The organism is Noviherbaspirillum malthae, assembly GCF_015352985.1.
In the GTDB taxonomy this organism is placed as follows: domain Bacteria; phylum Pseudomonadota; class Gammaproteobacteria; order Burkholderiales; family Burkholderiaceae_D; genus Noviherbaspirillum; species Noviherbaspirillum malthae.
On sequence record NZ_JACYXF010000012.1, the window covers coordinates 61,396 to 80,373 of the forward strand.

Annotated in this window: 20 protein-coding genes; 4 read left to right on the forward strand and 16 right to left on the reverse strand. The window is 59.2% G+C overall.

Going from position 1 to position 18,978, the window contains the following annotated elements; translation table 11 throughout:
* Window positions 1-7 precede the first annotated feature (7 nt).
* The 6 genes from IGW03_RS16540 to IGW03_RS16565 all read right to left on the reverse strand — a co-directional run bounded on the left by IGW03_RS16540 (window position 8) and on the right by IGW03_RS16565 (window position 5,843).
* Complete coding sequence (locus IGW03_RS16540; protein ID WP_194723663.1) at window positions 8-814, reverse strand: ABC transporter permease; 807 nt, start codon at window positions 812-814, stop codon at window positions 8-10.
* Window positions 811-2,052 (reverse strand): ABC transporter substrate-binding protein, encoded by a 1,242-nt coding sequence (locus IGW03_RS16545; protein ID WP_228535633.1) that lies wholly within the window; start codon window positions 2,050-2,052, stop codon window positions 811-813. The genes IGW03_RS16540 and IGW03_RS16545 overlap by 4 nt, the downstream gene beginning before the upstream one ends.
* Window positions 2,045-3,061: a PQQ-dependent catabolism-associated beta-propeller protein gene (locus IGW03_RS16550; protein ID WP_228535635.1), complete on the reverse strand. Its 1,017-nt coding sequence runs from the start codon at window positions 3,059-3,061 to the stop codon at window positions 2,045-2,047. Before IGW03_RS16550 ends, IGW03_RS16545 begins: the two co-directional genes overlap by 8 nt.
* 62 nt (window positions 3,062-3,123) lie before the next feature.
* Complete coding sequence (locus IGW03_RS16555) at window positions 3,124-3,885, reverse strand: ABC transporter ATP-binding protein (protein ID WP_194723664.1); 762 nt, start codon at window positions 3,883-3,885, stop codon at window positions 3,124-3,126.
* 146 nt (window positions 3,886-4,031) lie between these two features.
* A complete protein-coding gene (locus IGW03_RS16560) occupies window positions 4,032-4,640 on the reverse strand; it encodes a glutathione S-transferase family protein (protein ID WP_194723665.1) in 609 nt (202 codons plus the stop codon).
* A gap of 93 nt (window positions 4,641-4,733) precedes the next feature.
* A complete protein-coding gene (locus IGW03_RS16565) occupies window positions 4,734-5,843 on the reverse strand; it encodes an S-(hydroxymethyl)glutathione dehydrogenase/class III alcohol dehydrogenase (RefSeq protein WP_194723666.1) in 1,110 nt (369 codons plus the stop codon).
* Window positions 5,844-6,030: 187 nt separating this feature from the next.
* Here IGW03_RS16565 and IGW03_RS16570 point away from each other — a divergent pair, with 187 nt between their 5' ends.
* Both IGW03_RS16570 and IGW03_RS16575 read left to right on the forward strand, forming a co-directional pair.
* Window positions 6,031-6,258, forward strand: coding sequence for a hypothetical protein (locus IGW03_RS16570; protein ID WP_194723667.1), 228 nt, complete (start codon window positions 6,031-6,033; stop codon window positions 6,256-6,258).
* A gap of 63 nt (window positions 6,259-6,321) precedes the next feature.
* The gene (locus tag IGW03_RS16575) at window positions 6,322-8,298 is read left to right on the forward strand and encodes a sigma-54-dependent Fis family transcriptional regulator (protein WP_194723668.1); all 1,977 of its coding nucleotides are present in this window, start codon (window positions 6,322-6,324) and stop codon (window positions 8,296-8,298) included.
* A 93-nt stretch (window positions 8,299-8,391) separates the two neighbouring features.
* On the opposite strand, the gene IGW03_RS16580 is transcribed toward IGW03_RS16575, so the two are convergent.
* Window positions 8,392-8,859 carry a DUF6647 family protein gene (locus IGW03_RS16580; protein ID WP_194723669.1) on the reverse strand — a complete coding sequence of 156 codons (468 nt, stop codon included), beginning with the start codon at window positions 8,857-8,859 and terminating at the stop codon, window positions 8,392-8,394.
* A 252-nt stretch (window positions 8,860-9,111) separates the two neighbouring features.
* Here IGW03_RS16580 and IGW03_RS16585 point away from each other — a divergent pair, with 252 nt between their 5' ends.
* Window positions 9,112-10,074 carry an ATP-grasp domain-containing protein gene (locus IGW03_RS16585; RefSeq protein WP_194723670.1) on the forward strand — a complete coding sequence of 321 codons (963 nt, stop codon included), beginning with the start codon at window positions 9,112-9,114 and terminating at the stop codon, window positions 10,072-10,074.
* Window positions 10,075-10,113: 39 nt separating this feature from the next.
* Here IGW03_RS16585 and IGW03_RS16590 read toward each other — a convergent pair whose 3' ends face one another.
* The 9 genes from IGW03_RS16590 to IGW03_RS16630 form a co-directional block, all read right to left on the reverse strand.
* Window positions 10,114-10,770: a hypothetical protein gene (locus IGW03_RS16590; RefSeq protein WP_194723671.1), complete on the reverse strand. Its 657-nt coding sequence runs from the start codon at window positions 10,768-10,770 to the stop codon at window positions 10,114-10,116.
* A 27-nt stretch (window positions 10,771-10,797) separates the two neighbouring features.
* Window positions 10,798-11,712: a quinoprotein dehydrogenase-associated putative ABC transporter substrate-binding protein gene (locus IGW03_RS16595; protein ID WP_228535637.1), complete on the reverse strand. Its 915-nt coding sequence runs from the start codon at window positions 11,710-11,712 to the stop codon at window positions 10,798-10,800.
* Window positions 11,709-12,110 (reverse strand): c-type cytochrome, encoded by a 402-nt coding sequence (locus IGW03_RS16600; protein WP_194723672.1) that lies wholly within the window; start codon window positions 12,108-12,110, stop codon window positions 11,709-11,711. Before IGW03_RS16600 ends, IGW03_RS16595 begins: the two co-directional genes overlap by 4 nt.
* Window positions 12,111-12,217: 107 nt before the next feature.
* Complete coding sequence (locus tag IGW03_RS16605) at window positions 12,218-14,047, reverse strand: methanol/ethanol family PQQ-dependent dehydrogenase (RefSeq protein WP_194723673.1); 1,830 nt, start codon at window positions 14,045-14,047, stop codon at window positions 12,218-12,220.
* Window positions 14,048-14,395: 348 nt separating this feature from the next.
* A complete protein-coding gene (locus IGW03_RS16610; RefSeq protein WP_194723674.1) occupies window positions 14,396-14,860 on the reverse strand; it encodes a DUF3280 domain-containing protein in 465 nt (154 codons plus the stop codon).
* Between the two features lie 87 nt (window positions 14,861-14,947).
* Window positions 14,948-15,286 (reverse strand): hypothetical protein, encoded by a 339-nt coding sequence (locus IGW03_RS16615; RefSeq protein ID WP_228535639.1) that lies wholly within the window; start codon window positions 15,284-15,286, stop codon window positions 14,948-14,950.
* A gap of 82 nt (window positions 15,287-15,368) precedes the next feature.
* Entirely contained in the window at window positions 15,369-15,554 is a 186-nt protein-coding gene (locus tag IGW03_RS16620) for a hypothetical protein (RefSeq protein ID WP_194723675.1), read from the reverse strand.
* Window positions 15,555-15,580: 26 nt separating this feature from the next.
* Window positions 15,581-16,213 carry a c-type cytochrome gene (locus IGW03_RS16625; protein ID WP_228535641.1) on the reverse strand — a complete coding sequence of 211 codons (633 nt, stop codon included), beginning with the start codon at window positions 16,211-16,213 and terminating at the stop codon, window positions 15,581-15,583.
* Window positions 16,214-16,313: 100 nt separating this feature from the next.
* Window positions 16,314-18,041, reverse strand: a complete 1,728-nt coding sequence (locus IGW03_RS16630) for a pyrroloquinoline quinone-dependent dehydrogenase (protein ID WP_228535643.1) — start codon at window positions 18,039-18,041, stop codon at window positions 16,314-16,316.
* Window positions 18,042-18,281: 240 nt separating this feature from the next.
* Between IGW03_RS16630 and IGW03_RS16635 the strand changes: the two genes are divergently transcribed.
* Window positions 18,282-18,956, forward strand: coding sequence for an ankyrin repeat domain-containing protein (locus tag IGW03_RS16635; protein WP_194723677.1), 675 nt, complete (start codon window positions 18,282-18,284; stop codon window positions 18,954-18,956).
* Window positions 18,957-18,978: the final 22 nt, after the last annotated feature.

The following is an 18,978-nucleotide window of genomic DNA, read 5'->3' on the forward strand; positions in this document are numbered from 1 at the left end:
GTCACGTTCAAGCCGGACGCACCGCGCGGATCAGGCTGCCCTGCGGGTTGTAGCCGATGAGCGCCACGAAATAGAACACCGCCGTGCACAGCACGAGGACCGTCAGCGACGTCGCCTCAACCTGGAGATACAGCGCGAAACGCAGGGCTTCGACCGCGTGCGTAAACGGATTCAGGCTGGCGATCCGGTAAATCCATTCCGCCCCGGACTCGCGGACCTTCCACAGCGGGTACAGCGCGGAAGACAGGAAGAACATCGGAAAGATCACGAAATTCATCGTGCCTGCGAAGTTTTCCAGCTGCCTGATATAGACCGACAGCATCAGGCCGAAAGCGGACAGCATCAGCGCGCCAAGCACGATGACCGGCAGCCCCGTCAAAATCTGGAGTGGGCCGAGATCCACGCCGAACAGCAACGCCAGGACAATGAAGGCGATGGCTTGCAGGACCGACAGGAAGGTGCCGCCCGCGAGCTTGCAGGCCAGCAGGTAGGTTCGCGGCAGAGGCGCCGTCAGAAGCAGGCGCATGACGCCCATCTCGCGGTCGTACACCATGGCCAGCGAAGATTGCATGCCGTTGAACAGGCACACCATCATCACCAGCCCCGGCAGCAGGTAGACGCGGTATTCGATATAGGTGTCGTAGGGCGGAATGATCGCGACGCCGAACACGTTCTGGAAGCCGGCGGCAAACACCACCAGCCAGAGCGCCGGCCGCACCATCGACGATACCAGGCGGCCCGGCTGGCGCAGGAACTTGTGCACCTCGCGGCCGGCAATGGCGCGCAGCGCAAGCAGTGCATGACCGGTTCTCATTTTTTCGCTCCCGTTTGGGTCTGTCCGGTCGCGCCGGGTGCATCCCCCAGCCTGCAGGACGATTCCTTTTCATCGGCGCCCAGCGTGTCCAGGTTGTTCTTCGGATGCAGGAATCCGTCGAAAGGTGCAATCCCCGCAATGCCCCCGCCGATGCCTCCATGCGCCAGAAACACCGGCTGCCGCAATTGCTGGTCCCAGGGCCGGAACGACAGCCGTGCGCCCTTGAAGCCGTCCAGCACCAGTTCCTGGCTGCGCAGTGCGGCACGATGCCGGCTTGCGTCCGGCAGCTTGAGCGCTACTTCAATGATGGCCTTGGTTGCCATCCATGCCGCCCAATCCTCGGCTGCCATGACCCGGTTCTCCGCCTTCCTGAAGCGCCGGTTCAGCTGCGGCGCGCCGTTGCGCTCCCAGGAGGAATGCCAGCCTTCAGCCACCAGGCCGGCGCTCCCGACGACCGGACGCGGCAGCACGGTACGGTAAGGCACGTCGCGCGCGAACTCGCCGTCGCTGTCGACTACCCACACTACATCGCTGTCGATGCCGGCGGTGAGCAATGCGACGTTTGCCATGTCGCGCTCACGCGGATCATTGGACAGCTTGAAGCTCTTGCTCGCCACCGGCTTGAGTCCGTAGCGCTTGATCGCCCCCTGCGCCGCCGCCAGCATGACCTGGTCGGCCGGCGAGGTGCCGGCAAGGAGCAGAACCTTGCTCCATTTGCGCGTGACAAGAAACTGTGCGATCGCATCCGCGCGCATGGATTCGTCGGGCAAGGTATGGAACAGCTGGGCGTGGCATGCCGCTCTTCGCAAGGCGGGATCGGAGGCGGAGACATTGAACAGCAGCGCGGAGCCAGGCTGCGCCGCCTTGCTCAACTGCTCCACGGCGGAGCCGGGCAGATCGAGCAGGAAATGCATGACCCCTTTCTTCGCGAGCGCCTCGATCTTCGCATGCGCGTCTTCGATATTGTCGGCCGCCACGTCGATCAGGCTGACCTTCAGGTCCGCCTGCGCCAGGCTGAACTCGGATTCGGCGATGGCCAGCGCGGCGCCCGCCTTCGGCCGGCCCAGCGGCTGGCCGGGATAATTCTTTTCCAGCCGCGTGCGGTCATAGCGCGAATCGGCCGGATCGAACACTACGCCGATCTGCAGCTCCCGCGCCGGCAGGGCCATGCTGATGCAGGCCAGCGTGCCGGCCAGAGCCATTCCGCGCAGACGACGCTGAAAGAGATCTTCAGTCATCGATCGCCACGCTATGCGGCACCCGCCCGACCTTGACGGACTTGATCGCTCGGCCGGCCGCGACATCGACGACGGACACATCGTCCGACAGGCCATTGGCAACGTACAGCAATTTGTTGTCCCGCGTCAGTGCGACGCCCCAGGCGCGCTTGCCCACCAGCACCATGTTCCTGACCGACTTGCTTTCCACGTCGACGAACGCCACATGATTGGCGCGGCCCAGCGTGACGAACGCCGTCTTGCCGTCGCCCGACATGACCATGCCGACCGGCGTGACCTGATCGGAACGAATGCCCTTGGGTTCGAAATTGATGGTATGGCTGACTGTATAGTCTGACGTGCGGATCACGCTGACCGAGGAACCGAGTTCATTCGTCACCCACAGTTCCTTTCCATCCGGTGTAAGCGCAAACCGTCGCGGGCGCTTGCCCACCGCGACGTTCTTGACCACCTTGCCGCTGCCCAGGTCAATCACATGGACCAGACTGGCGACCTCGGAGGTAACGTACAGGTTTTTTCCATCGGGAGCGATCAGCACGCCTTCCGGCTCCTGTCCGACCTTGATCTGGCCGGTTGTTTTCTTGGTGGCGAGGTCGACGGCCACCACGGCAGCTTCGTCTTCGTTCGAAAAATACAGTGTCTTGCCGTCATGGGACAGATCGAAAATCTCGGCCCCCTCTTCCAGTGCGATTTTATCAACGACTTTTCTGGCGGCGACGTCGACCACCACGGCGGCACCGTCATCCCCGCAGGCGGCGATGAGCCGCTTGCGGTCGGGTGTGAACTGCATGTGGCGCGGGCGCTTGCATGTCTTGATGAGACCGATCTGCTGCTGCGTCTTGCCGTCCAGCACGGTGATCGTGTTGTCCTTTTCGCTGGACACAAAGACGGCGCCGGTCGCCGACCATTCCGGCACATGCGGCGCGAGCAGGAGGAGACCGGCGAGGGCGCCGGCAGGAATGGCGGCCATTGCAGTCAGATGCCGATATTTCCTCGTCTTCTTATCCATCTTTTCGTCTCCTTTGCACAGCGCCCGAACTTCCCGGCACCGGCATTCTGCAATCGGCGATGTCAGCGCGTCAGATGAAGGAAGGCATCGGTCACGGAGCCGTGCCCGTGACCGGCCTTCAGTTCCATGACCGTGCCATCGAATTTCACCTGCCCCTTCGCCAGCACCACGATGCGGTCGGCGGCCTCGGCTTCGTCGACCAGGTGCGTCGCCCACAGCACGCCAAGGCGCTGTTCCCGGCACAAAGCCTTGACATCCGCAATGATCTGAATGCGCGATGCCGGATCGATACCGACCGTAGCTTCATCCATCAGCAGAAGACGCGGACCGGATAGCAGGGCACGGGCCAGTTCAACCCTGCGGCGATTTCCTCCCGATAAGGTGCGTACCGGATCGTCGGCGCGATCCGCGAGGCCGAAACGCGCCAGCCAGTGCACGATACGACGGCGAGCTTCGGCGCGAGGAATACCGTGGAGATCGGACTGGAACTGCAGATTTGCCCTGACGGACAGATCAAGGTCAATGGCCGGCTGCTGAAACACGATGCCGAGCTTGGCCAGTGCGGGCAAGGGAGCAGTCGCTATCTCGGCGCCGAAAATCGCTGCACTGCCGGCGTCGGCCGTAAACAGGCCGGAAAGCATCTGGAACAAGGTGGTCTTGCCGGCGCCGTTGGGCCCAAGCAAGACCACAAACTCGGTTTCGGCAACGGTCAGGCTGATGTTGTCGACCGCCTTCCGGCTGCCGAACGATTTGCTCAGCCCGCGCACATCAAGCGGAAGCAGCAACGAGCGGGCCTTGCTGTGTTCGCTTCCGATTTCCGTCATTACAGGGATGGCATTGGCGGCGGGCAGGATGGCTGAACTCCTTCGAAAGAACGGGATGAACCCGAAAGCAGCATGTGCAGCAGCGTGCGCAAAGGCATGGCCGGCATCCGGGCGAACCCTGGCGCGGCCATGTCAGTCTGCTGCGCTCATGCAGCTGCCGGTATGCCCGGCATCGTAATGAAGCCGGGAATGCGCTTCATGTTGTTGATCCATTTCAGGATATTCGGATACGGCGCAAGATCAATACCGCCTTCGCCTGCCATCGCGGTGTATGGGAAGCAGGCAATGTCGGCAATGGTCGGACGGCCCAGCTCGAGGAAGTCGCGGGTCGCCAGATGGTCGTCCATGATCTTGAAGACACGCTTGGCCCCGGTCTGGAGCTTTTCCAGATCCAGCGGATAATTCAGGATCTTGACGAGCCGTGCTCCGGCGGAATTCATGATTTCGCCGCCGCCGGTCGACAGCCATTGCTGGATCTGTCCCATCGACCTGGCATCGTCTGGATACCACTGATTGCTCTTGTCATACTTCTTCGCAAGATAAACCAGGATCGCCTGGGCATCGCGCAGGCGCAGATCGCCGTCATCGAGAATCGGGATTTCCCCGAATGCATTGAGCGCCGTGTATTTATCCGTCTTGTGTTCCTTGTTGACGAAGTCGACCGTCACCGTTTCGTATTGCAAGTCGAGGATATTCATCATCATCCGGATCTTGTAGCAGCTTCCGGACAATTCGAAGTCATATAGCTTGATCATGTTGCCTCCTTCGTTGGGTTTCCTTAAACAACAGCACAGCGGCTACAACAGATGAATGGCGCGCCCTGTCGGCTCGACCGGCTTCGGCCTGCGTCAGAACGTCACCACGGAACGAATCGATTTTCCTTCGTGCATCAGATCGAATGCCTCATTGATTTTTTCCAGCGGCATGACATGCGTGATCAGATCATCGATGTTGATCTTGCCGTCCATATACCAGTCGACGATCCTCGGCACATCGGTGCGTCCGCGCGCACCTCCGAACGCAGTGCCCTTCCATACCCGGCCGGTGACCAGCTGGAATGGCCTGGTCGAGATTTCCTGCCCCGAGCCGGCAACGCCGATGATCGTGCTCACCCCCCAGCCCTTGTGGCAGCATTCGAGCGCCTGCCGCATCAGATTGACATTGCCGACGCATTCGAAGCTGTAGTCAGCGCCGCCCTTGGTCAGGCTCACCAGGTGCGGGACGATGTCGCCTTCGACTTCCTTGGGATTGACGAAATGGGTCATGCCGAACTTCTCCGCCAATTCCTTGCGGCCGGGGTTGATATCGACACCCACGATCATGTCGGCGCCGGCCAGGCGCGCTCCCTGGATCACGTTCAGCCCGATTCCTCCAAGGCCGAAGACCACGACCTTTGCCCCCTCTTCCACCTTTGCCGTGAACAGCACGGCCCCGATTCCCGTCGTCACGCCGCAGCCGATATAGCAGACCTTGTCGAAGGGAGCATCCTCCCGGATCTTGGCCAGTGCGATCTCCGGCACCACGGTGTAATTGGCGAATGTGGAGGTGCCCATGTAATGAAACAGATCCTTGCCGTTCAGGCTGAACCGGCTTGATCCGTCCGGCATCTTTCCCTGCCCTTGCGTGGCCCGGATTGCCTGGCAGAGATTGGTCTTGCGCGACAGGCAATATTCGCACTGGCGGCATTCCGGCGTATACAGCGGAATGACATGATCTCCGGGCTTGAGGCTGTTGACGCCGGCACCGACTTCGACGACGATGCCGGCCCCCTCGTGCCCCAGAATGGTAGGGAACAGCCCTTCGGGGTCTTCGCCGGACAAGGTGAAGGCGTCGGTATGACAGATGCCGGTCGCCTTGATTTCGACCAGCACTTCGCCGGACCTTGGGCCCTGCAGCTGTACGGTCTCGATTGTCAGTGGCTTTCCTGCCTTGTGTGCTACTGCCGCGCGTACGTCCATGTCCTGCTCCTTGATAAGTAAGCGACGATGTGTCTGCGCATGTTTGCCGGAAGCAAGCAGCAAAGGCGGCTCAACGGCCGCTCAATGACCACTCAAGGCCGCTCTCCCGGGCCGGACATGCCGAAGGCAACCCGCCGGATTCATTCTCTCCATCCATGCTTCGATGTTCGGATTCGTAACAGTCCTCATGGTCAGTGTTCAGCGCACTGCACAGTTGCAGCGGCACTCTGCGGTGCTCGCTTGCGGATTTATCCATGCTGCAGAATGGGTTCCCTTTCTGACAGAAGCGCGTACCATACAAGATGCAAAGGCAGCAATTTCCGACTATTCTTATAAAGAGACCAAGAGCAAAAAGCAGACCATTGGAATCAAGGCTCACCGCTGTTCCATGACGAAGAAAATTCAAGTGGAGTAAGAAAGCAGGCCATCTTGAAGAGACATCAAGAAGTTCTGGATGGCATGCGCACAGGAGACACCCATGTCCGGGATTGATGTTAATCATGTCCGGCGCGTACACTCGGCAGTCCGGGATGAAACGCGTTGCAATGGCGGCACCAACGTCAAGAGCGAGATTACGGAATCATGGATCCGATGTTTCAGGCAATACCATCTCGACCCCGAACACAGCCACGAAATTGTCGTTATCCCGCGCCCGGAACTGCAGGAGCGCCAGGAGAAGATATCGGATGTGCTTGAAGTCGCCAGCATCGAGATGGCGAACCTGTATCAGCAGTTGTCCGGCTCCGGCTATGCAATCATGCTGACGGACCGCGAAGGTGTCGTGCTGAACTACTTCGGCGACCCGAGCTTTACGCATGCCGCATCGAAATCGGGGCTGATGCAGGGCGCGCTCTGGAGCGAAGCCGCCCAAGGCACCAACGGGATGGGAACATGCCTCTACGAAAAGCGCCCGCTGATCATCCACAAGGACGAGCACTACCTGTCGAAGAATACCGGCATCACCTGCGCGGCGGCGCCGATCTATAACCATCGGGGAGACATCGTGGCTGCCCTCGATGCTTCCGGCGAATCGCGGCTCGCCCAGCAGCATACCCTCGTGCTGGTCAACATGTCGGTACACATGATCGAGAACCGGGTATTCCAGCGCCAGTTCCACAATGACTACATCGTGCATTTCCACGGCCGACCGGAGTTCGTCGGCACGCTCAATGAAGGCCTGATTGCGTTCAGCCCCGACGGCATGGTGCTTGGGGCTACGCGGACCGCATTGTTCCAGCTCGATATCGCGGCACCCGCCGACATAGAAGGCTTGCAGATCGGGCAACTGTTCAATGCCTCGTTGCCCGTGCTGGTGGCAAACAGCCTGAGCAAGGGACTGCGCCCCATTCCCATCTTCGATGTGCGGCGAGGCGGCCGTTTCTATGCCGTTGCCTATCCGCCGGAACCGGCTACGCGCGCCGTACGCCAGGTGAGCGCATCGCGCGGCAGGCACAAGCCCGACATCAGGATGCCCGAGGCCGACCGCACGCCACTGGACGGCCTGCATTTCGGCGATGCCGCGATGGAAGCCAATATCAGGTCCGCAAAGCGTGTCCTTGAACGCGATGTCGCGGTTCTGCTCTACGGCGAAACCGGCTCCGGCAAGGAGTGGTTCGCCAAAGCCATGCATCAGTCCGGCGGCAGGTCCGGCAAGCCGTTCGTTGCGATCAACTGTGCATCCATACCCGAGTCCCTGATCGAGAGCGAACTGTTCGGCTACAAATCCGGCGCCTTTACCGGGGCCAGCCGGGAGGGCCAGCGCGGCAAGCTGTTCCAGGCCAACGGGGGAACGCTTTTCCTGGATGAAATAGGAGACATGCCTATCCTGCTGCAGGCGCGCCTGCTGCGCGTGCTGGAGGAGCGCGAAGTTCTTCCGCTGGGCAGTGAAACGCCGGTCAAGGTCGATATTTTCGTGATCAGTGCAACGCACTGCGACCTGATGCAAAAAATCGAAGCCAAGGAATTCCGCGAGGATCTCTATTACCGGCTGCACGGCTTGACCATCACGCTTCCGCCCCTGCGCGAGCGGGGCGACAAGCGTGCGCTGATCATGCATGTCCTGGAGAGGGAGGGTGACGGCGACTTCGGCATGGACGAGCAATTGCTCGATGCACTGATGCATTACGATTGGCCAGGCAACCTGCGCGAGCTTCGCAACACCTTGCGCACCATGATCGCGCTGTCAGGCTCCAGTACGCTGACGATCAGCGACTTGCCGAGGGACTTCCCCGGAAGAAACATCGGATTGGCCGGAGAACACGGCGGAGCATCCGGAGAGCCGGGCAGCTTGAATCCGCTGGAAAACGCCGAGCGCGATGCCCTGCTCCAGGAACTGGCTCATCATCACTGGAATATTTCGAACCTGGCGAAAGGCCTCAAGATGAGCCGCAACACCTTGTATCGCAAGCTGCAGCGTTTGAACATCAAGGATTCGGACAAGACGGCCAGGCATTAGAGCGGGTTCAACGACGAAAGGACGAGATCGGATGACGCCTGCGATGCGTTGAAAGACGCATTGCAGCCCTGTCCTGACCGTCGCGCCGTTCATCTACGGGGGTACTGCATTGCCGTCGCCATCCGGCTTTTTGGCGGGCGGGCACTTCATATGGCGCAACATGGTGCCTTCCCGCTGCCGCAGGCCCAGGGATTCCATGTAGCGGTTTTGCGTATCGAAGGCCTCGCGCTCGCTCTCGATCACGGCCTCGCAGCTCATGAAGCGCGTGCTGCCGTCCTTCTTGTACTGCAATACGTGCACCATTTCATGAACAAGGAAGGAGTTGTCGCCAGGCTCGTCCATGTCCAGTGTATCCCGGATCACGATCCGGTAACGCTGGGTATCGAATGCCGCCATGACGGGGCCGCAGCGTGCCGGCTTGAATGGACACACCGTATTGAGAAACACTTCCGTGCTGACCACATCGATCGGCGGCAGATCGCTGGCCTCGATAGGCGGCAAGCCCGAAAACTGGATGGCTGCGGCCAGCAGGCGGCCGAGCAGCGGCAAGGGTAAAGGCATGAAACAGGAACCGTCGATACCGGATGGGGCTGGGCATGAGGGAGCCGATTGACTTGACACGTCAGGAGGCGTCATGCCGTGCAGCTGCTTAGACACTCGCCGCGATTCTGTAGTTTTCACTATACCCTCGCCGATCATCGTTTTGTAACGCGACGGCTTGACGATGGCATATTAGTTGCGTACATCGCAATACTTCCCTATGCGACGGCAGCCGTGAAGATATTTGCCTATGAGTATGGATCAGGCGGTGGCATGTTCGACCTGACGATGAGGCCCCCCTTGGTGTATCAGGGCGATTTCATGCTGCGCGCTCTGGTCTGCGATCTGGCAGACCTTTACGGCATCGAGGTTCTGACGACGCGCGACATGCGCTTGCCGGCGCTGGACTTGCCGGCTTCGGTACAGGTCGTCTCCTGCGATGCACAATCGGATGAGGGATTCAAGGTTTGCCTCCGAGCGGCGGACGCGGTCTGGCCCGTCGCGCCGGAATGCGCCGGCATTCTGGAAAGGCTGTCGCTGAAGGTCGTCAGGAGCAGGCGCATCCTGCTCGGCAGCCGGGCCAGCGCCATTCGCGTGGCCGCCAGCCGCCTGCTCACCGCGCGCCGCCTCGCGCGAGCCGGTATCATGGTCGTCGATACCTATCTTCCATCGGACGACTTGCCGAGGGACGTCCATGCATGGGTGGCCAAGCCGGATGATGGGGTTGGATTCAATGCCACTCAGATATTCCATGGTGCAAGCGATGCCCTGGACTGGATTGCCGAAAGCGGCGTAAGAAATTATGTTCTCCAGCCTTTCCTGCAAGGCAAGCCATGCAGTCTTTCGCTGCTTTGCTGTGACGGCAGGGCGCATGTGCTGAGCTGCGACGAACAGCGTTTCGCCGTCAGGAACAACCAGTTTCATTATCTCGGCACGTCAGTCAACGGCATCAATGACACAGCGGCGCAATGCGATCGCCTTGCCAGCAGGATCGCCCGAGCCATTCCAGGCTTATGGGGTTATGTGTCGGTTGATTTCATCCTGACCGGCTCAGGCCCGGTCGTGCTTGGCATCTATCCGCGATTGACGGCATCCTATGCGGGCTTGCGTGCTTCGCTCGGCTGCAATCCCGCCGAACTCGTGCTTGGACTCTTGAAAGAGAACGTCGACGTCAAGTCTTTTCCGTTCAACAAAGTTGTCGTGAATGTCGATGCGCAGGTCTTTGCATTGGAATAGGCAGGTAGCGGACGCCTGGCTCAGGCCCGCTGTTCATGCTTATTGTCTTGGCTTTCGATCCGCCGACATGAGCGTCAGTGTTTCAACAACGCCTGACTGGTCCTGCATGGATGAACTTCTGATTCGATACAGGCTGCCGGGCAGATCCTGGCAGAAGATGAAGACATAGGCCTTGTTCTCGAATTTCGGGAAACGCTCGCGCATCGGGTCGTTCAGATAGGGCTGTATGCGCACTTCCTTTCCTTCGAAGTCCTTCCCGGCGTAGCTGACACGGATGGGCTTTATCTCCTGGGTGTTAGCCAGCGCCATGCGGATTCGCTTGCGGAAATAGCCGGTCGAGCCGCCGGTCAGGCGCTTCATCTCCACGATATCCCGCTCCAGGAAGCCCAGCACGGCCGGATTGCCGTGCGCCCCTTCTATCGCGGGAAGCGGCACGTTCCTGTCGCCGGACAGGAACTGAGTGGTGACGGCGACAGTGGCATCCGGGTTAATCCTGGTAATGTCAACCTTGACCTCGTCCTTGAAGCCGTCTTCGCCGGCTGCTTCCTTCTGATAGGAATACGTCAGGATCGTCGGCGCCTGGATGCCTTGCATATGGTTGGTATCGAACAGCAGGCGCTCGGCGGCAGAGATACCCTGCGCCGATGCCATGGCGATCCACGGGAACAGGAAAAGAACGCATATCGATTTGACCAATCTCGCTTTCAATGCACGCACGGCGGCCTACCTCCCCGCCGTCGGCACGAGCAATTCGCCGCGTTCATCAACCCGCGGCACTCCATACGCGCTGAGGATGCCGTTGATCTTGTCCTGATTTTTCTCGATCAGCTGGTCGATGCGGTCCCTGAATTCCTTGTCGCCATGGCGTACCGCCATCGCGATGCTGAAATCGAATTTCATGTCGGGCTGCGATCTGAACGGTATCGCCATGATGGGGGTATTCGCGGAATTCCTGGCGAAGTAGGAAACGATCGGACCCCACGCGAAAGCGAAGTCGATTTTGCCCTGCGCCAGATCCTTTTCGATGATTTCACCCGGATACTGGTTCTCGTCACCGGTTTGCGGCTGATAGGGAACGATCTGGCCGATCAAGCCATTGTTCAGCAGCCAGTCGACCGCGGGCGAGCGCGCGAAGACACCAAGCCGCAAGGTCTTGCGTTTCTCCGGATCGAGCGCCAGCAGGTCTTCCGGAGTCTTGATGGAATCGAAACCCCTTCCCTTCACATAGGCCATCTCATAGGTGGAACGATAGTAGGGACGCGTCGTCGCACCGAGTTCGAACTCCTTGGGTACGCCGACGATCAGGTCGCACTTGTACTGGTTCGAATCCGGCAATTTGGCGCGCAGCGTATTGCGCACGAATCCCATGCGCTGCGGATACCAGGTGTACTCAACCTTCCAGCCGAGTTCCTGCCCCAGCAGCTGGGCAATCTTGTTCTCGAAGCCCATCAGGTTGCGATTCGAGAAAGGCAGGTTGTTGGGATCCTGGCATACCCTCAGGGTCTTGTCCTGCTCGCCGGCGCCTGCCGGCGGCAGCAGCGTGCCTGCGAGGATTGCGCTCAGCATGCCGCCCACGACGGCTCGCCGTTCGCATGCCGCCCGAGCCAGCCCGCGGATAAAGGAGGAGATGGTCATCATTGGTCGATGGCGGAGACGCGCCCTGGTTCAATCTTGCCGTCCGACCGCCCTTTCAGATACGCGTACAGAAAATCGATATTGTTCCGCACCTGTTCGCTGCCGTTAAAGTTCGGCATGCCTTTGTCCGGCCTGCCTTCCAGCACGGTCTTTTTGAAGTCTTCCTTCGACAGTACCTTCAGGCTTTCCACCAGCGAGGGACCGACCAGTCCTTCCTGCTTCGCGCCATGGCAGCGCTCACAGGCGGCGGCCCGCCAGGTTCTCCAGCCCTTGAGGGTATTGGCATCGACCTTGGTTCCGTCGACGACCTTGTAAAGCGGCGCATCGTCCGTCCGGGCAATACCGGATAATGTGCCGGACAATATGAGCAAGACCAGGATGCCTTTCGCCAAGCGTCTCATCTCAAGCCTTCCTGTCAATAGCGATTAAAGAAAGTCCGACATTCCGGCCGAAGCCGGAATGTCGGCAAACAAACGTGACGAACCACTGTCACGATAGGAGACCAGGCTCAATTGCCTGACGACGACGTTGATCTGTTCGGCAGCGCGAAAACTGTCAGGACACCGCCAAGTTCCGTGTACTTCGACAGTTCCTTGTATCCGCCCACCGCGCCGAGACCATCCGTATCCTTTTCCAGCCCCGCAGCCATGCCGATACCTGCCCAGCCGCCTATGCCGGAAAGCACGCCGACATACTGCTTGCCGTTGTACTCCCATGTCGTGACATTGCCGATGATGCCGGACGGAGTCTTGAATCTCCAGAGTTCCTTGCCGCTGTTATCGACCGCCTTGATATGGCCTTCGAGCGTGCCATAGAACACGACATCTCCCGCCGTCGACAGCGCACCGCTCCACACCGAGAATTTCTCCGGCCGAGACCAGACGATCTTGCCGGTGGTCGCGTTATAGGCGATGAAGTTGCCCATGCCGCCGTGGCTGTCCATTGCCGGGTACATCGAAAGCGTCGCACCTACATACGGCTGACCGGCCGTATAGTCGACCTGGAACGGTTCATAGTCCATGCAGACATGGTTGGTCGGCACATAGAACAGCCCGGTCTTCGGCGAGTACGATGAAGGCTGCTGATCCTTGGTTCCGAGCGCCGCCGGGCAGATGCCCTTCGAATTGACATCAGGCCCATTCTGCTGGGTGCTGTATTTCGCGACCACCTGCGGACGGCCGGTCTTCATGTCGACGTGAGTCGCCCAATTGACCTTTGGGTCGTATTTTTCCGCCACGAGAAGTTCGCCCGTCTCGCGATTGAGCGTGTAGGCAAAGCCGTTGCGGTCGAAATGCACCAGTGCCTTGACCGGCTTGTCCTTGATCTTGAGATCGGCCAGGATGTTTTCGTTGACACCGTCATAGTCCCACTCGTCGTGAGGCGTCATCTGATAGGCCCATTTCGCCTTGCCGGTATCGACGTCGCGCGCGAAGATCGTCATCGACCACTTGTTGTCCCCCGGCCGCTGGCTCGGGTTCCATGTGCTCGGGTTGCCCGTCCCGTAGTACATCAGGTTCAGCGCCGGATCATAGCTGTACCAACCCCAGGTGGTGCCGCCGCCGACCTTCCACTGGTCGCCCTTCCATGTCTTGATCGACGAGTCCTTGCCGACCGGCGCCATCTTGCCGTCGGTCCAGGTCATGGTCTTTTCCGGATCGATCAGCATCTCCTCGTCGGGGCCGACGCTGTACGCTTTCCATACCTGCTTTCCGGTATTGATGTCATAGGCCGTCACATGCCCGCGCACGCCGAATTCGCCGCCGCTGATTCCGGTGATGACCTTGTCCTTGAACACATGCGGCGTATTGGTATTGGTTTCTCCGATCTTCGGATCGCCGTTCTTGACCTTCCAGATCTCCTTGCCCGTTTTTGCATCGAGCGCAACGAGATTGGTGTCGGCCTGCTGCAGGAAGATCTTGCCTTCGGCGTAGGCCAGGCCGCGATTGACGGTATCGCAGCACATCACCGGAATGACGGCGGCGTCCTGTTTCGGCTCGTATTTCCAGTTGAGGCTCTGGTCGGAGAGCTTGATCGAGAAAACCTTGTTCGGGAACGGGCTGTGCAGATACATCGTATCGCCGATCACCAGTGGCCCGCCTTCATGACCGCGCAGTACGCCGGTGGAAAAGGTCCATGCAACCTGCAGATCCTTGACGTTGCTCTTGTTGATCTGCTTGAGTTCGCTGTAGCGTCTGTTGGCGAAGTCGCCCGCCTGCATTGCCCAGTTTTTCGGGTCCTTGGTGAGTTTAGCGACATCGGCATTGGCCTGCGCTACAGTCGGCACGCTGATCAAGAGCGCGCACGGCCAAAGGCCTATCCAGCTTTTGGTGGATGACATCTCAGATCTCCTTGAATAACGTATTGTCAGCAAGGTGCCGGCTTGTTTAGCCGGGCTTTGGCCAGAGCCGGACGATACGCGAACTATACGGCCTGCGCACCGGCATTACCCCGGGTACAAAGTAGCAGTTAGCATGCCAATGGCCCCGATATGATCGACATTCAAATTTGCTGCCCTTGCAGTCTTCATTAAAGATGAGATTATTCCTGTGACGCAATGTCGTGTTGCAGGGCACCATGTACTGCTTAATGAACATGCTGCGCCGTGGCGTGTCACGAATTCGTACCATGTCGATAAATGCCTGCTGAAAGCGCGGTGGAATCAAATGACAGGCCCGACATTTAACCGTCAACGGTTGCCTTGCTGCTTGTCCGCCATGCCGCGGACCATGTAGCTGATGCCGCGCGTCCAGGTCTGGTCGGTGTTCCCTCGGATATCCACCGACTTCAGCAAAACCGTCTCGCCGGTGCCCGCATCCTTGATTTCGATGTTGAGGTTCAAGATGAGATTGCTGACTTTTTGCACCCAGGCCGTGAGGACGCGGTCGGCGTGTGCGGCCTTGGCGAGATCCAGCTCGCAGCCATTGCATTCATGAAGATCGAAGCGACTGCGCTGCTGGTCGATCAATGGCTGTATGGGCGCCCTGTCGACCAACGCATAGAATTGCCTCTCCTGGAACTCCTTGCGCAGTTGCTTGCTGATCAGGTCCAGACGCGCAATCTGAGCCCGCACGGAGGCTTCGTCGCCCGTATGGTCGATGATCTCGAAGTCGAGCATGAGCAGGGTCTTCAGCGGCGGGTCGGCCGCCCACACGGGGAAAGCGCATCCGCTTGCAAGAACCAATATCAGCCGCTTCAGCCATGATTGTCGACCAAGGCGATTCCGACTCGGGTTCACAGGTCACCCGGAGAAACAGGCTGTTTGCGCAGCATCCTCGATGGCCTTGTAATTCTTCGCTGCCTTCTTCACATTCTGCGGATCACGGAACACCGCTCCCCGTTCGCCGCCCAGATTTTGGTAACGCTGCGCGGTCGATGCCTCGATATAGTCCTTGTACTTGAGCTTCCCGGCGATCTGATCGATAGCACAGGAACACTTATAGAGGTACTCCTGCTTGCCTTGATGATTTTTCATGCATTCAAGCACATATTCGACACGGTCGGTTGTCGGAAAATCGTTGGCATGGGCGGTCAGTGGCGCCATGGCCGCCAGCAGGATAAGTCCTTGGGCAATAGTCATTGCAGTTCCCTCCCTTCAACATTGGATTGCTGCCGCAAAGACTCCTGAGCAGGTTGCATGCCAATGAACAGGCTTAATGTTGTCAGACGGGCACAACGGCCATCCACGCTACGGTGAAAAACCTGCGCGGATTGGTCGTCCCGCCGGCGGCAAGACAAAAAAAGCGGGCCGGCAGCAGGCTGAAGAGCCCCACGATAACAGTCGCTTTTCCCATGCGGATTTTTATACTTCGAGCAGGCTCGCTGCGAATGCCCGCAGCGGCAACCATGGGGTGCCTGCGCCTCTCCGGTCACATCATGGCCCGGAGAATTTTTCAGGCCCGCTTGGCAAAGGGGCCGGGCTTTCCACGACGGGCGGCAGGCTGCCGATGAAGTGCGCGAGGTCGAGCATGTCTTCGCCGCTCAGCGTGCGCGTGATATTCTGCATGGTGCCTCCGTCATAGATCCGCAACTTCTCCTTGAAATTCATCAGCTGTCTTGCCACATAATCGGGATGTTGTCCTGCCAGCTTCGGGATTTCATTATGCCCTTTCAATCCTGCCGCATGACACCCCGCGCAGGACGATTCCCGGCCCAGTTGCGCACCGCGCGCCACTCGCTGCGGATCGAGGGCGTCGGTGATGGGGACCGGAGTCTGGGATGAAAAGAAAACAGCCAGATTGATGATGTCTTCATCGCTCAGGCCGGCTGCAATGGCCGACATGGTGGGATTGATACGCCGCCCCTCCTTGAAGTCGTGGAGCTGGAAATAGATGTACGTGGCCGTCTGTCCGGCCAGGACAGGAAATCTCCCATTGGTCGAGTTTCCATTCACGCCATGGCACTGGATGCAAGCCGCGGACTTGGCCCTGCCGGCCTCGATATCCGCATCGTTGGCAAGCGCGCCGCTAACGCAAACCAGAAGTGCGCCGAACAGATAAGGTGCCAAAGCGATGGCTCTGCTGTGTCTCATGATTCATCGTCCCGTGGTTGATGAGGACGGATGTCATCCAGGATGACATCCTCCTATGAGTGGCTGATACCCCCGGCTACAGGCTGAAGACAAATACGCTGTCTCCGCGCTTGTAGTTCAATTGCGCGTTTCCGCCTGCTGCAACGGCGATGTACTGCTTGCCGTTCACCATATAGGAAACCGCCGGCGCATTGACTCCGGCATTGCACTGGAAACTCCAGAGCGCTTTTCCGGTGAGCGCGTCATAGGCCTTGAACAAGCCGTTTCCTTCGCCGGCGAATACCAGCTCGCCGCCCGTGGCAAGCACCCCGCCGATCATCGGCTGTTCGGTCCTGGCCTGCCATGCGATCTTGCCGGTATCGATGTTCACCGCGCTGACGTTTCCATATTGCTGTTCGCCGGGAACGCTCTTGAACAAGCCGCCCAGCCACAGCTTGCCGCCGGGGTAAGGCGCGGTCTCCGCGTGATACGTCATCGGCTGATGCAGCAGCGCGACGTAGGCAAGCCGGGTATCCGGATTGAACGCAATCGGCGACCATTCCACGCCTCCGTTCGCACCGGGCAGCATGCGCGTTCCTTCCGGCGTGGGCAGCGCCCACAGATTCTCCTGCGGAACCATGGCCTCCGAGAAGCGGATCAAACGACCGTCGCGGCGGTCATGGACATAAACATGGCCGATTTTTCCGCCATGGATCACTCCGGGAATCATTTTTCCATCCGTATCCATGACATCGACAAGGACCGCCGGACTGACCGCATCCAGATCCCAGACGTCGTGCGGGATATATTGGAAATGCCATTTGTACTGGCCGGTCTCGAAATCAATGGCCACCAGTGAGTTGGTGTACAGATTGTCGCCGGGCCGTTCCGCGCCGTACAGGTCAGGAGACGGATTTCCGACCGCGAAGAACAGCGTCCTGGTGGCTCGGTCGAATGCCGGCGGCATCCAGACGCCGCCGCCGAGGGTCTCGAAGAAACTGCTGTTCCTTGCGAACTGCGCCTGCTCCGCTGCGATATCGCGGTGCAGATCACGGCCTGTGGCATCGGTCGTTTTCCAAACGCCTTCATGGCCCGATTCCGGAATCGTAAAGAAAGTCCACACCAGTTTGCCGGTGTCGGCATCGAATGCCTTGAGAAATCCGCGTACGCCATACTCGCCGCCGTTCGTTCCGATGAGTACCTTGCCATCGACGGCGACCGGCGCCATGGTTTCGCTATAGCCTTTCTCCGGGTCGGCGATCTGGGTCTCCCATAACAGCTTGCCGGTCTTCGCGTCCAGGGCAATCAGTTTCGAATCCAGCGTCCCCATGAAAACCTTGTCGCCGGCGATGGCGACGCCCCTGTTGTTGGGACCGCAGCAGAAGGTAGTGATCGGCCCCAGCTTGTGCTGGTAATGCCAGTATTCCTTGCCGGTCACCGCGTCGATGGCAAAGACATGATTGAACGAGGTGGTGATGAACATGACACCGTCGACAACGATCGGCGCCGTCTCCATCGACTCGACCACACCCGTATGGAACGCGAAAACCGGCTTGAGTCCGGCCACGTTCCCCTTGTGGATTTGCCGCGCGGGATAGAAGCGGGTTTGATCATAGCTGCCGTTCGAGTGGAGCCAGTTGGTTTCATCCTTCGCGGCGGCATCCAGCATTTGCTGCGTGACAGGAGCCAGCGTACGAACGACGGAAGCGTGATGGTGGTGGTGGCCTTTGCCGCTGCGCTCCGCCTGTGCGGTGCCGAAGAATGAAGCCAGCAGCACCGAGGTGCCCATCACCGCGCCAAGCACTAATGACTTGCCCGTTCCCATATTGCCTCCTTAACCAATGCCTGCTTTCGTATTTATTCCGTATCCGCCGTAGACGCGAATATCCGCCCGGATTTCTCCGGTATAAACACCGCCAATACATGAATAAAAACCCCGAATTGATCAAATTTCGATAGCTCTTGAACCTTGACTTAACGCGGTCATTCACCAACGATGACGTTAAGGTTAATCCCCTCCCGACGTGAATCGGATCACGGCTTTTTAAGGAAAAGAGGAGGACATATGACGAAGCTCAAGCTAATGGAAATATTTGTCGCCGCCCTGCTTTGCCTGCCGGCAGCGGCGCAGGATCACGCATCGCACGAGACCGGCGAACTTAACAGGCAGTCGCTGGCGGCCGTGCGGACCGGCAACCTGGACATGCTCAGGCAGTTGATCAGACAGGGTGCAGCGGTCAATACACGCAACCGCAACGGGGATACCTTGCTGATGCTGTCCATCAAGGAGCAGCGCCTGGACATGATGGATTTTCTGATCCGCAACGGTGCCGACGTGAACCAGGCGAACCTGGCGAAGGTGACGCCGCTGATGAGCGCCGCATTTTCCGGCCGACAGGATATGGCTGCAGCCTTGCTGAACCATCAGGCCGACCTCCATGCAAGCGATCGCCTGCACAAGACGGCAATGGTTTACGCCGCCGGTACCGGCAAGACCGCCGTCGTCGATATGCTGTTATCGAAGGGAGTAAAGCCCGACGAGCGTTACGCGAATGACTTGACTGCATTGATGTGGGCTGCCGGCAGCGGACATTCCGATACTGTCAAGTTACTTCTCGATAACGGCGCCGATCCCAGGCTGCGCGACAATCGGGACAAGACTGCATTGCAGATGGCCGAGGAAAATCGGCATGCAGAAGCGGCAAGGCTGCTCCGGGAAAAAATGGGTGAAGGCCGCTGATTGTGCCGGTGCCTTCAAGCGG